This window comes from Methylobrevis pamukkalensis, from assembly GCF_001720135.1.
In the GTDB taxonomy this organism is placed as follows: Bacteria; Pseudomonadota; Alphaproteobacteria; order Rhizobiales; family Pleomorphomonadaceae; genus Methylobrevis; species Methylobrevis pamukkalensis.
In genome coordinates this window covers 1-12,915 of record NZ_MCRJ01000117.1, presented here as the reverse complement: position 1 = coordinate 12,915, position 12,915 = coordinate 1, and the positions used below count along the sequence as shown (strand labels likewise).

The window sequence follows — 12,915 nt, the reverse complement described above, 5'->3', positions numbered from 1 at the left end:
GCCCAGCGCGCCGGGCGCCTGCCGCCGCCGGACTTCGGCGGGCCGGCGCCGGCCCAGTGACCGGGAGCTGGAAGCCGGAGACCGGGCGCAGCGACATCGCACAACGAAAAAGGCCGGGAGCATCGCTCCCGGCCTTTGTCGTTCACCCGATCACGCCGGGATCACTTCCCGGCGGACTGCATGGCGTAGTTGTAGCTGTCGAGCGTGTATTCGGCGACGCGGAACCACTGGAAGCTCTCCTCGCGGAACTGCTTCCACGGCTCGTAGATCTTCTTCCAGTTCTCGTTGGTGGCCGACAGCTCGGCGTAGAGCTCCTGGGTGGCGGCGTAGGCCGCGTCCAGGACGTCACGCGGGAACGGCCGCAGCTGCACGCCCTTGCCGACGAGGCTGCGGATGGCCATCCGGTTCTTGGCGTCGTATTTCGCCGTGGTGATGTCGTTGGCCAGCGCGCACGAGGCCTTGATCGCGGCCTTGTAGTTGGCCGGCAGCGCCTCGTATTTCGCCTTGTTGAACATGAAGTGCAGGGTCGGGCCGCTTCCCAGAAGCCCGGGTAGTAGTAGTATTTGGCGACCTGGTAGAAGCCGAGCTTCTCGTCGTCATAGGGGCCGACCCATTCGGCGGCGTCGATCGTGCCCTTTTCCAGCGACGGATAGATGTCGCCGCCGGGGATCTGCTGCGGCACCACGCCGAGCTTTCCCATCACGCGGCCGGCGATGCCGGCGATACGCATCTTCACGCCCTGGAGATCCGCCATCGAGTTGATCTCCTTGCGCCACCAGCCGCCCATCTGCACGCCGGTGTTGCCACCGGGCATGCCGAGAACGTTGTAGTTGGCGTAGAACTCGTTGAGCAGGTCCTGGCCGCCGGCTTCATAGAGCCAGGCGTTCTGCTGGCGGGCATTGAGGCCGAAGGGAATGGCGGTGCCGATCGCGAAGGTCGGGTCCTTGCCGACGAAATAGTAGGAGCAGGTGTGGTTGGCTTCCACGGTGTCGCTCTGCACGGCGTCGAGCGCCTGCGGGCCGGGCACGATCTCGCCGGCCGGGAACACCTGGATGTTGAACTTGCCGCCGGTGATCTCCCGCACCGAATTGGCCATCACCTCGGCCGAGCCGTAGATGGTGTCCAGCGACTTGGGAAAGCTCGAGGTCAGGCGCCAGCGGATTTCCGGCATCTCCTGGGCGATGGCAGGCGCGGCCAGCGGTACGGCCGTGGCAGCCGCGCCGCCGGTGACGAGACCGGCCTTCTTGATGAACGAGCGACGATCCATGAATTCCTCCCTGTGAAGCGAATCGCAACGCGACGAGACCGCCTCAGTCTTTGTCCGGATGGCGGGCCGCAGGCGGCATTCTTCTTGTGCCGTATGCGGGCGCGGGGTGCGAACCCATTGTGACTTAAGCCCAATCAACCGATACAAACAAGCCTTGCCGCCGCCCTTTATCTGTGCAATCCGGCAGTGTGCGGACCGATTGCCCAACCGGTGCCCACGCCCCTTCGAGGAGCCCGTTCTGCCATGACCATGCCCGTCGTCCTCGTCGCCTCGGACGTCAAGCCGATCGACGGCTATCAGTGGCACGCCTCGCCCTCCACCTATCTCTCGGCCCTGATCGAGCGCGCCGACGTGATGCCGCTGGTGCTGCCCTCCTTCGGCCCGGCGATCGACCTCGACGCGGTGCTGGCGCGGGTCGACGGCGTGGTCTGCACCGGCTCGCGCTCCAACGTCCACCCCGAGCTCTATGGCGGTGTCGCCGACGAGCGCTCCGAGCCCTATGACCGCGCCCGCGATGCCACCACGCTGCCGCTGATCCGGCGGGCGATCGCTCTCGGCGTGCCGCTGCTGTGCATCTGCCGCGGCATGCAGGAATTGAACGTCGCGCTCGGCGGCTCGCTCGGCAGCGAGATCCAGGACGAGGCCGGCAACATGGATCACCGCGCCCCGGTGTCGGAAGACCAGGCGGTGCGCTTCTCGATCCGCCACGGCGTCGACGTCGCCCCCGGCGGCTGCCTCGGTCGGGTGGTCGGCTCGGGCCAGATCCTCGTCAACTCGCTGCACCGCCAGGCGGTCGCCCGCCTCGCCGAGGGCCTCGTCGTCGAGGCCGTCGCCCCCGACGGGGTGATCGAGGCGGTGTCCGTGCGCGGCGCAAAAGCCTTCACCCTCGGCGTCCAGTGGCATCCGGAATTCTGGGCGAAGACCGACACGCCCTCGGGCCGCATCTTCGAGGCGTTTGCCGATGCGGCGCGCGAGCGGGCCGACGCGCGAGGGTGATTGCGTGCCGGATATCGAGGGCCTCTCGGGTCGTCATTCCCGCGAAAGGGGGGACCCATCCTCCCCGGGAGGAATGTCGGCGGGGCCGCAGACGTCCCCATCCATATCCTTGAAATCTTTTGAAAAGCGCGTCTTTCCCCTGCCGATCGATGGGTTCCCGCCTTCGCGGGAATGACGATAGAGGGGTGGAGTGGATTGGTAGGCTCCATCGGCTCGGCAGGCATCACCCGCCTGCCGAAATTCAACCCCTCCAACGTCGTCATCCCCGCGAAAGCGGGGACCCATCCATCCCCGGGCGGAACATCGATGGGGACGCACGCGTGGCCGCTCATGCCGATGGAAAAACCAGGAACTCGGCCTTTATCCCTGCCGACTGATGGGTTCCCGCTTTCGCGGGAATGACGATGGCGGGGTGGGTGCGCTCACCTGCCCGCGGCAAGCGATCCGGCCAGCATCAGCGCGCCGAAAGCGAACACCGCGATCGCGCCGGCCCCTTCAAGCCCATGGTGGAACAGCCGCAGCCAGCGACCGCGGCGGCCGCTGGCGCGGTTCACCGCGCCGCGCAGGCCGACGGCGCCGAGTACCATCGCCGCCACCGTCGCCCCCGTGCCGAGCGCCATGGCGAACACCGCCGCGACGCCGAGCAGGTAGACCTTCTGCGACATCGCGAAGACGAGCACGATCAGCGCGCCGGTGCAGGGCCGCAGGCCCACGGCGAGGATGGCGCTCCACGCCTTGGCGAGACCGAGCGGTCCGGCCATTGCCTCCGGCGGCGGGACATGACCGCCGCAGTCGCAGTCGATGCCATGGCCGTCGTTGCAGGAAAAGCCGCCGCCGACGGAACTGCCGGCGCGTGACCCGGTGCCGAAACCGGCGCCGGCCATTGCCCCCGCCCCGGACGCAGGCCCGGCGCGGCGCAGCGAAACCCCGGAAAACGCTGCCTCCCCCGCCGTCCGCGATGCCGTCATCTCCCCGCCGGACACCGCCGAGAACACCGGCGTCGCCGGCTGGAGAACGCGCAGGGCAAGCGGGCGGACGACCTTGCGCCAGACCAGCCAGAGGCCGAGCGCCGCGACGAGGGCGAACGAGCCGATCTCGAACAGGGCGGCGATCCGCGTCATCGCGATGCTGGTCGCCCCGAGCGCGATCGCGACGACCGACACCAGCGCCACCGCGCAGACGCCTTGCGCGAGGCCGGACAGGAGGCCGATCATGGCAGCGTTGCGCGCCGTCTCGCGGTTCGCCAGCACATAGGCCGAGACCACCGCCTTGCCGTGGCCGGGGCCGATCGCGTGGAACACGCCGTAGCCGAAGGACAGCGCCACCAGCGTGAGCCCGCCGCCCGGCGTCGCGATCGCCGTCTTCAGGGCCAGATAGAACTGGCTCTGCCAGACCGCGATCTTCGCCAGCAGCGGACCGAACAGGCCGCCGCTCGCCGTCGGCTCGGCAAGGCCGACGCCGAAGGGCGAGGCGGCCAGCGCGCTGCCGACGGCAAGACACAGGAGGACGGCGGCGGCCACAGGGGCCGCAAGCCGCCTCAGGCGCATGTCGGGCTGGCGCATGTCGGGCTCAGGGACATGTGAGGCCGGCTCCGTTGGTCAGGTCCTGGGTCACGGCCGCCAGCGCGCCGGGCACCTCGCGCTGGTCGGCGGGAATGGCGGCAAGGCTCGCCGCCGTCATCGGATCGAGTGCGCCGGGCCGGCGCACGTCGACCACGCAGCCGGCCGGCGCGTCGACCAGATGCACCGGATCGGTCTCCACGAAGGTGAAGGCGACGTAGTAGGTGGGATCGTAGACGTCGAGATCGGCGGCGAGGCTGCGCACCTCCACCGGCTCCTTGGTCGGCAGCGTGAAATAGAGCGTCAGCAACCCGCCGTCCGACTGCAGCCAGTATTCGGTCGGCTTGGTGAAATGCACCGCCTTGGAGCCGGCGGTGAGGAAGGTGAAATAGTCGAAGTCGGCCAGCGACTCGACGTTGATCTGCGCGAGCGGGTGCAGTTCGGTCGCCGAAAGCGTGCCGTCGCCGTCGGTGTCGAGCCCCTGCGTGGCGAAGGCCGAATAGGCCTCGTCGAATCGCCAGACGTTGCGCACCGCCGTCACGCGGCCGTCGGCATTGAACACCAGTTCCGCCCGCGCCTCGACCCAGACATGCGGATGGGCCGCCGCCGGCCCCATCCCCGCCAGCGCACCGGCGCCAAGCGCGGCAAGGCCCGCGAGCGCGCGCCGGACGTGCCGGACCGTGCCGCCTCGGGTCAGCCTGATTGCATGGTGGTCGCATCCCTCTTGTGGCCACCGGCACGGACCGGCGGGAACCGAAGTCTAGAGGACTCCGTGTCGAACGGGAATGCGGCACGAGAATGTCGGGCGCCGCCTCAGCCGCACTCGCCGTGTTCGGCGAACCACTTGACCAGGAAATCGACGAAGGCGCGGATCTTGGCCGACAGGTGCCGGCGGTGCGGATAGACCACATAGACGCCGGGCGGGCTGGTCGGCACGTCGTCGAGCACGGTCTGGAGCCGGCCGGCGGCAATGTCCTCGCGCACCATCACATAGGGCGCGAGCCCGTAGCCGAGGCCCGCGAGCACCGCGATCCGGATCGCCTCGGGCGAATTGACCTCGATGCGCCCCGACACCTGCACCGAGATCCGCTCGCCGTCGACGTTGAAGCGCCAGGAAAACCGGCTGCGGAGATTGGAATCGATCACGCAGGGAAGGTCGGCCAGATCGGAAGGATGCAGCGGCCGCCCCGTCGCCGCGATCACGTCCGGCCGGGCGACCACGACGAAGCGGTAGTCGGTGAGCTTGCGCGCGATCAGGCTGGAATCCTGCAGCTCCGTCACGCGGATCGCGCAGTCGAAGCCTTCGTCGACCAGATCGACGAAACGGTCGTCGAGCCGCAGGTCGAGCTTGATCGCCGGATGCGCGGTCATGAACTCCATGATCGCAAGGCCGAGCACGCTGTCGCCGAAGGTGCGCGGCGCCGTGACCCGCAACAGGCCGGTGGGCTCGCCGTGGCGGTCGCGCACCATGTCCTGCAGGTCGTCGACCCGCTGCAGGATCTCGCCGGCATCGCGATAGTAGGCCTGGCCGAGTTCGGTCAGCGAGAAGCGCCGCGTCGTGCGGTTCATCAGCCGGGTGCCGAGCTCGTCCTCCAATTCCTTGACATATTTGGAGATCAGGGCCTTGGACCGTCCGAGCTTGCGGGCCGCCGCGGAGAACCCGCCGGCGTCCACCACCTCCACGAACGTCCGCATCCGGGTGAGCGTATCCATTCATCCTCCAGAACGACCGGTCACCTCAACCGCGCGCACACTCAGGCGAGGCCTGCGCCCCCGTCCGCGCGCGGATCGTGCGCCCCCTCGATGTCGCCGCGCGCCGATCGCAGCACCGCGCCGGCATGGCCGAACCCTCCCGGGGTTCCCGCCGGGACTGTTTCCGCCTCGTGACCGACCCGCAGCAATTGTTCGACAACGCTCGTGTCGAAGTCATGTTCCAACTTCAGTGTCGTCGTATCACTTCCCCACGTCTTGCCAAGCAGCCAGCGCGGCGCGGCGATCGCTTCGGCCACCGGCATGGCGAAATGCGCCATGCGGGTGAAGATCTGCGCCTGGAACTGCGGCTGGCCGTCGCCGCCCATCGACCCGTAGGTAAGCACCCGTCCGTCGTCGAACACGGCGAGCGGGGGATTGAGCGTATGGAACGGCCGGCGCCCCGGGGCCAGCGCGTTGAGCGCCTCCGGGTGCAGCTTGAAGCTGAGGCCGCGATTCTGGAACAGCACGCCGGTGCGCTTCGAGACGACGCCGGAGCCGAACTCCCAGTAGACGGACTGGATGAAGGAGACCGCCACGCCGTTGCGGTCGATCGCGCCCATCCAGATCGTGTCGCCGGGCGCCGCCGGATCGGGCCAGGGCGCCGCCCGCTTCATGTCGATCGCCTGCGCCTCGCGCTCCAGTCCCTCGGGCGTGAGGAACTCGGCGATGTCGGGGGCATCCAGCCTTGGGTCGGTCACCACCCGGTCGCGGATCAGGAACGCGCGCTTGGTCGCCTCCACGAGGCCGTGGACATGCTCGAAACTCTCGCCGCGCTTGATGGCGAGCCGGTCGAACACGCCGAGGATGATCTGCGAGGCCAACCCTTGAGTCGGCGGCGCGGTGTTGTAGACGGTCGCGCCCTTGAGCCGCACGGCAAGGGGCTTGGCCCGGCGCGCCTCGAACCGCTCGAAGTCGGCGGCCCCGAGCGGGCTCCCTGCGTCGGCGAGATCGGCGGCCATCGTCGCGCCGACGTCGCCGCGATAGAAATCGTCGAGCCCGGCATTGGCAAGATGATCGAGCGTGTCGGCCAGCCGCGGCTGGCGCTGGAGCGATCCTTCCGCCGGCGCCTTGCCGTCGTCGAGGAACACGCCGGCAAAGCCCGGCTGCGGGGCAAGCTCGCCGAGATGGGCCTGCGTCAGCCGCGCCTGCGACGAGGACACCGGGCTGCCGTCTTTCGCCCGGCCGATCGCGTCGGCGAGAAGCTCGCGCAGCGGCATGCCGGCGCCGAGCGGTGCGGCGAGATCCAGCGCCAGCTTCCAGCCGCCGACCGTGCCCGGCACCGTCAGCGCGGCCAGCGGCCCGCGCTCGGGCACCGTGCCGAAGCCGCGCTTGTGATAGGCCTCGATCGTCGCCTTTGCCGCCGCCGGGCCGCAGGCCTCCACCGCCACCGGCGGCCGGCCGGGCGCGGCGATCACCCAGAAGCCGTCGCCGCCGATCGCGTTCATGTGCGGATAGACCACCGCGATCGTCGCCGCCGCGGCCACCATCGCCTCGACCGCACTCCCGCCCGCCTTCAGCACTTCGGCCCCGCCGCCGCCGCCGCCGCGTGCGGCGCGACGACAACGCCGTTCCTCGACATGCCCGTGATCGCGACCATTCCTGCCACTCCTCCCGCCTTCGCGGCGTCTTGTCGTTGCCCGTCTCGCCCGCGCGCGGCTGCTCTCGCGATTCGCCGGGCCAGAAGATGCGCCGAGGCGCCCCATTTCCTCAACTGGCAGAGCCGGGATCCGCGATGGTTACCAGATGGTTAACCATTCACGTCAAAGGCCCAATGCCCCCTGCGCGGCCCCATCGTTTCACGCTGCGAAACGGCGGGAAAGTTTTTTCGGGCCGAGGCCAAGAAACCGCTTGTATGTGACAGTCGTCGCGCGTATTTCCCGGTCCTGCCCAATTTCGCACGTGCCTGTGGTTGCGTGCCGGCTTCGCGGGATCGAGAGAACCTCGACTCCTCGCGAGGGCAAGCCGGTGACCGGAGTTTAACCGGGTCTAAGCCGACGCTCTGTCGGCGGACGCGACTTGAAGCAACGACGTAGAGGGCTTTTTTGGTCTCTGCCGGCTCTCCAAAGGCCGGGGTCACTGAAGAGGCGACTACTTCCTTGCCGGACGTGCGGACGGTTTCCCCCGTTCCAATCCATGGCTCCCGGAGCGACGTGATCGCGACTTCTCGCGCTCGTGTTTCATCCGGATCGACACCCCACCGGCCGCAAGGCCGGCGCCGGTACGACTCACCTCGGTTTTCGCCGTCTCCACAGCGGCGCGGATCTGAAGGGGTCGGACCCGGGATCGGCCAACTCTTGAGAACCGGGAACACGACCATGACCACCCGCATCCGCGATTTCCTCGCCACCCGACGTCCCGACGGTCCCTGCCTCGTGGTCGACCTCGACGTCGTGCGCGACAACTACCTCACCTTCCGTCATGCGCTGCCCGACAGCCGCATCTTCTATGCGGTGAAGGCCAATCCGTCGCCGGAGATCCTGTCGCTGCTCGCCGAGCTCGGCTCGAACTTCGACTGCGCGTCCGTGGCCGAGATCGAGATGGCGCTGGTCGCCGGCGCCTCGGCCGACCGCATCTCCTTCGGCAACACCATCAAGAAGGAGCGTGACGTCGCCCGTGCCTTCCAGCTCGGCGTGTCGCTCTTTGCCGTCGACTGCGTGGCCGAGGTCGAGAAGATCGCCCGTCAGGCCCCCGGCGCACGCGTGTTCTGCCGCATCCTCTGCGACGCGCCGGCGCCGAATGGCCGCTGTCGCGCAAGTTCGGCTGCGAGCCCGAGATGGCGATCGACGTGCTGGAGGCGGCCCACCGCCTCGGCCTGTCGGCCTACGGCGTCTCGTTCCACGTCGGCTCGCAGCAGGCCAACACCGAGGCCTGGGACGGCGCGCTCGGCTCGGCCGCGGCGATCTTCGGCACGCTCGCCGAACGCGGCATCCAGCTGAAGATGGTCAATCTCGGCGGCGGCTTCCCGACGAAGTATCTCAAGGACATCCCGGCGGTGGAGAGCTACGGCCGCTCCATCGACGCGGCGATCCGCCGGCACTTCGGCAACCGCATTCCGGAGACCATCATCGAGCCGGGTCGCGGCATGGTCGGCAACGCCGGCATCATCAAGACCGAAGTGGTGCTGATCTCCACCAAGGGCAGCGACGAGACCACCCGCTGGGTGTTCCTCGACATCGGCAAGTTCGGTGGTCTCGCCGAGACCATGGACGAGGCGATCCGCTACCCGCTGGCGACCAGCCGCGACGGCGACGAGAAGACGCCCTGCATCCTCGCCGGCCCGACCTGCGACAGCGCCGACGTGCTCTACGAGAAGACGCCCTACGCGCTTCCCGTCTCGCTGGAAATCGGCGACGAGATCCTGATCGAGGGCACCGGTGCCTACACGACCACCTATTCGGCGGTCGCCTTCAACGGCTTCGAGCCCCTGAAGGCCTACGTGATCTGATCCCCGGAGGCCGCAACCCGCGGCCTCAACGCAGCCCCGGGCAGCAAGTTCCCTCGTCCCTTGCGGGCGACGGGCCTCGCGCCCTGCTGCACGGCGATCGGTCACGATCCCGATGTCCCCGGCGGCGTCCGCGCCGCCTGTTCCGACCCGCCCGCGACGCCGCAACCGGCCGCCGCGACGGACGCAACGCATCCGCTTTTCAGCCCGCTTTCCAGAAGGATTGCCGCCATGTTCCAGGTGGTTTCCAGCCGCGCCCCCGCTGCTTCCGACCTCGTCATCACCGACGAGACGGCCTTCGACGTCGCCGCGCGTGATGCGCTGCTCGACGCCAGCTTCGGCCCGGCGCGCTTTGCCAAGTCGTCGGAGCGCATCCGCGCCGGGCGCCTGCCGGCGCAGGGCCTGGCGCTGACGGCGAAGCTCGAGGACCGGCTGGTCGGCACCGTGCGCCTGTGGAACATCGCGGCCGGCGACGCCGGCGCGGCGCTGCTGCTCGGGCCGCTGGCCGCCGATCCGCAGATCCGCGGCGCCGGTATCGGCACGGCGCTGATGCGCCATGCCCTGCTGCGCGCCCGCCTGCTCGGTCATCGCGCCGTCATCCTGGTCGGCGATCCTGAGTATTATGTCCGCTTCGGCTTTTCCGCGGCCCACACCGCCGGCCTTGCCATGCCCGGCCCGTTCGAGGCCCACCGGCTGCTGGCCGCCGAGTTCGCCCCCGGTTGCGTCGAGCGCGCCCGCGGCGAGATCACGCCGACCGGCCGCCCGGTTCCGATGCCGGCCGACCGCCTCGCGCTCGCCGCCTGAAACCGTCGGCAACGCCGTCTCTCCCTGCATTTTCCTGCTGCATGGCAGCAGGGGCCCTGCATTTCGCCACTGCATGGCAGGCAAGGGGTTGACGGCGCAGCGCCGCCCCGTCAAACGAATCACCGAAGTCCCCTCCGGCACATCTGCCCGATCAAGGATCCCAGTCGCTTTTCCGGCCCTGACGAGGCCCCCGGCGCTTGTTGAGCGCCCTGAACACGCAGGAGTAGAAACATCATGACGGACTGGCCCGTCCACGGCACCATCGACGGACCCATCGTTCTCATCGGCTTCGGCTCGATCGGACGCGGGGTCCTTCCCCTCATCGAGCGGCATTTCTCGTTCGACAAGAGCCGGATGGTGATCATCGACCCGAGCGACGCCCACCGTCATCTCGCCGACGAGCGCGGCATCCGCTTCGTCAAGGCCGCCGTCACGAAGGACAACTACGTCGACCTGCTCCAGCCGCTGCTGACCGAAGGCGGCGGGCGCGGCTTCTGCGTCAACCTCTCGGTCGACGTCTCGTCGGTGGACGTGATGCGCCTCTGCCGCTCGGTCGGCGCGCTCTACATCGACACCGTGATCGAGCCCTGGCTCGGCTTCTACTTCGACCGCAGCGCCGGTCCCGAGGCGCGCTCCAACTACGCCCTGCGCGAAGGGCTGCTGGCCGAGCGCCGCAGCAATCCGGGCGGCCCCACCGCCGTTTCCTGCTGCGGCGCCAACCCGGGCATGGTCTCGTGGTTCGTCAAGGAGGCGCTGCTGAAGCTCTGCGCCGACCTCGGCCTCAAGCATGACGTGCCCGCGACCCGCGAAGGCTGGGCCGCGCTGATGAACTTTGCCGGCGTCAAGGGCATCCACGTCGCCGAGCGCGACACCCAGCGCGCGAGCATCCCCAAGCCCTTCGGCGTGTTCTGGAACACCTGGTCGGTGGAAGGCTTCGTCTCCGAGGGCCTGCAGCCGGCCGAGCTCGGCTGGGGCAGCCACGAGACCGGCCTGCCGGCGATCGGCCGCCGCCACGAGGGCGGCTGCCAGGCGGCGATCTACCTGATGCGGCCCGGCGCCGACACCCGGGTGCGCACCTGGGTGCCCACCGTCGGCCCCCAGTTCGGCTTCCTCGTCACCCACAACGAGGCGATCTCGATTGCCGACTACTACACCGTCGGCGAGGGCGCGACCCCGGAATACCGGCCGACCTGCCACTACGCCTACCATCCCTGCAACGACGCGGTGCTGTCGCTGCACGAGATGTTCGGCCAGGCCGGCAAGGCGCAGGACACGTTCCACGTGCTGGACGAGACCGAGATCGTCGACGGCTCCGACGAACTCGGCGTGCTGCTCTACGGCCACAGCCGCAACGCGCTCTGGTACGGCTCGCGCCTGACGGTGGAGGAGGCGCGTCGCCTTGCCCCCTACCAGAACGCCACCGGCCTGCAGGTGACCTCCGCCGTGCTCGCCGGAATGGTCTGGGCGCTGGAAAATCCCGAGGCCGGCATCATCGAGGCCGACGAGATGGACCACGCCCGCTGCCTTCAGGTGCAGAAGCCCTATCTCGGCCCGATGGAAGGCCACTACACCGACTGGACGCCGCTCGACGGCCGCCCGGGCCTGTTCCCGGAGGACATCGACGTCGCCAATCCGTGGAGCTTCCGCAACATCCTCGTCGACTGACGCGGGCGAACGGTCTGATCGACATGACGGCGCGGCGAGTCCTGCGGGGCACGCCGCGCGTGGTCATGTGTGGCCAGGGGCGCCCCCCCGCGCAGGCCGCCGCAGGGAGAGGCTTGGCAGAAGCGTTAAGCCGCGTTTACCAGTCTGAACCCCACCTGAACGGACGCCTCAGGCAGAGTTCAGACGGCCTCGCGCATTCTGCGTCCATCGACACGCCCATGCGGCGCGACTGGAGGGATGAGACATGGCGACGATTTACGGGTCCAGCGGTTCGGATCGGCTGGTCGGCACCAGCGGCAACGACGTCATCTACGGCTACGGCGGCAACGACGACCTGATCGGCGGCAACGGCTACAACGACTATTTCGGCGGCAACGGCGCCGACTGGTTCCTGATGTCCGGGCGCAGTGCCGGCCGCTTCAGCGACGACTACATCCACGACTTCACCTTCGGCGCCGACAAGGTCGACGTCAGCGCCTGGGGCGTCAGCGACTTCTCGCAGATCGACGCGCTGCTGCGCGCCGACAGCAACGGCGACGCCGTGCTGAACGCCTTCTACGGCGGCAGCGACCACTATCTCTCGATCGAGGGCGTGTCGCCCGGCCAGCTGATCGCCTCCGACTTCGTCTATTCCGGCGGCGGCGCCCGCACCATGACCGGCACCTCGAGCGCCGACGTGCTGTTCGGCTCGGCCTCCGGCGACCGGATCAGCGGCGGCAACGGCGCGGACATCCTGCTCGGCGGCGCCGGCGGCGACCGGATCAACGGCGGCAGCGGCAGCGACGACCTCTTCGGCGGCACCGGCCGCGACATCCTCACCGGCGGTTCGGGCGAAGACGCCTTCGTCTTCACCCAGCTTGCCGACTCCCGCACCGGCTCCAACCGCGACGTGATCACCGATTTCCAGCCGGACATCGACTTCATCGACCTCGGCGACCTCGACGCCAACGCCTTCGCCGGCGGTAACCAGGGCTTCAACTGGCGCGGCGACGCCGGCTTCTCCGGCAACGCCGGCGACCTGCGCTACAGCTGGTCCGGCGGCAACACCATCATCTCCGCCGACACCAACGGCGACCGCGCCGCCGACTTCCAGATCGAACTCACCGGCCTCTACGACCTGAAGAGCTACGACTTCGTGCTGTGAGGGGGAGAGGTGTTTTGAACTGACCCGGACGGGGCGCAGGCAACTGCGCCCCGTTTGCGTTGGGGCGGGCGGCTGCGCTCATTTTCGCACGACGGCGCGGGCCGGCTGCGCTTATTTCGCAAGTCAGAGCGGGGCGGCTGGTTCAATTCGCAAGGCAGCGCGGCAGATTACCCCTCGCCCCCATGGGGAGAGGGTGACCCGAAGGGTCGGGTGAGGGGGCGCGGCACGGCACGAAAGCAGTTGCAGGGCGCCCTCCCCACGGACTGAATTCGCCGCCCTCCCCCAC

9 protein-coding genes and 2 pseudogenes are annotated in these 12,915 nt (G+C 69.0%); 6 read left to right on the top strand and 5 right to left on the bottom strand.

Annotated elements, in window-relative coordinates:
• Window positions 1-161 precede the first annotated feature (161 nt).
• Window positions 162-1,267, bottom strand: a pseudogene (locus tag A6302_RS16625) (TRAP transporter substrate-binding protein).
• A gap of 243 nt (window positions 1,268-1,510) precedes the next feature.
• On the opposite strand from A6302_RS16625, the gene A6302_RS16620 reads away from it, so the two are divergent.
• Window positions 1,511-2,263, top strand: a complete 753-nt coding sequence (locus A6302_RS16620) for a gamma-glutamyl-gamma-aminobutyrate hydrolase family protein (protein ID WP_069307978.1) — start codon at window positions 1,511-1,513, stop codon at window positions 2,261-2,263.
• Between the two features lie 422 nt (window positions 2,264-2,685).
• Here the strand turns inward: A6302_RS16620 and A6302_RS16615 are convergent, their stop codons facing one another.
• From A6302_RS16615 to A6302_RS16600, 4 genes are all read right to left on the bottom strand, one after another.
• Window positions 2,686-3,825, bottom strand: a complete 1,140-nt coding sequence (locus tag A6302_RS16615; protein ID WP_141703872.1) for a nickel/cobalt transporter — start codon at window positions 3,823-3,825, stop codon at window positions 2,686-2,688.
• A 7-nt stretch (window positions 3,826-3,832) separates the two neighbouring features.
• Window positions 3,833-4,447, bottom strand: coding sequence for a DUF1007 family protein (locus A6302_RS16610; RefSeq protein ID WP_280939347.1), 615 nt, complete (start codon window positions 4,445-4,447; stop codon window positions 3,833-3,835).
• Window positions 4,448-4,635: 188 nt separating this feature from the next.
• Window positions 4,636-5,535 (bottom strand): LysR family transcriptional regulator, encoded by a 900-nt coding sequence (locus tag A6302_RS16605; RefSeq protein ID WP_069307976.1) that lies wholly within the window; start codon window positions 5,533-5,535, stop codon window positions 4,636-4,638.
• A 41-nt stretch (window positions 5,536-5,576) separates the two neighbouring features.
• Window positions 5,577-7,094: a gamma-glutamyltransferase family protein gene (locus tag A6302_RS16600; RefSeq protein WP_342586295.1), complete on the bottom strand. Its 1,518-nt coding sequence runs from the start codon at window positions 7,092-7,094 to the stop codon at window positions 5,577-5,579.
• 795 nt (window positions 7,095-7,889) lie between these two features.
• Between A6302_RS16600 and A6302_RS24760 the strand changes: the two are divergent.
• From A6302_RS24760 to A6302_RS16580, 5 genes and pseudogenes are all read left to right on the top strand, one after another.
• Window positions 7,890-8,602: pseudogene (locus A6302_RS24760) on the top strand (alanine racemase); the annotation flags it as partial.
• Window positions 8,603-8,656: 54 nt separating this feature from the next.
• Complete coding sequence (locus tag A6302_RS24755; protein ID WP_245294113.1) at window positions 8,657-9,019, top strand: type III PLP-dependent enzyme domain-containing protein; 363 nt, start codon at window positions 8,657-8,659, stop codon at window positions 9,017-9,019.
• Between the two features lie 228 nt (window positions 9,020-9,247).
• Window positions 9,248-9,820, top strand: coding sequence for a GNAT family N-acetyltransferase (locus A6302_RS16590; RefSeq protein WP_069307975.1), 573 nt, complete (start codon window positions 9,248-9,250; stop codon window positions 9,818-9,820).
• A gap of 234 nt (window positions 9,821-10,054) precedes the next feature.
• Entirely contained in the window at window positions 10,055-11,485 is a 1,431-nt protein-coding gene (locus A6302_RS16585) for a homospermidine synthase (protein WP_069307974.1), read from the top strand.
• A gap of 244 nt (window positions 11,486-11,729) precedes the next feature.
• Entirely contained in the window at window positions 11,730-12,629 is a 900-nt protein-coding gene (locus tag A6302_RS16580; protein ID WP_069307973.1) for a calcium-binding protein, read from the top strand.
• The last annotated feature ends 286 nt before the right edge of the window (window positions 12,630-12,915 follow it).

Coding starts and splice junctions, on each gene's coding strand:
- A6302_RS16620 (WP_069307978.1), top strand. CDS start 1,511: ATGACCATGCCCGTCGTCCTCGTCGCCTCGGACGTCAAGCCGATCGAC.
- A6302_RS16615 (WP_141703872.1), bottom strand. CDS start 3,825: ATGCGCCAGCCCGACATGCGCCTGAGGCGGCTTGCGGCCCCTGTGGCC.
- A6302_RS16605 (WP_069307976.1), bottom strand. CDS start 5,535: ATGGATACGCTCACCCGGATGCGGACGTTCGTGGAGGTGGTGGACGCC.
- A6302_RS24755 (WP_245294113.1), top strand. CDS start 8,657: ATGGTCGGCAACGCCGGCATCATCAAGACCGAAGTGGTGCTGATCTCC.
- A6302_RS16590 (WP_069307975.1), top strand. CDS start 9,248: ATGTTCCAGGTGGTTTCCAGCCGCGCCCCCGCTGCTTCCGACCTCGTC.
- A6302_RS16585 (WP_069307974.1), top strand. CDS start 10,055: ATGACGGACTGGCCCGTCCACGGCACCATCGACGGACCCATCGTTCTC.
- A6302_RS16580 (WP_069307973.1), top strand. CDS start 11,730: ATGGCGACGATTTACGGGTCCAGCGGTTCGGATCGGCTGGTCGGCACC.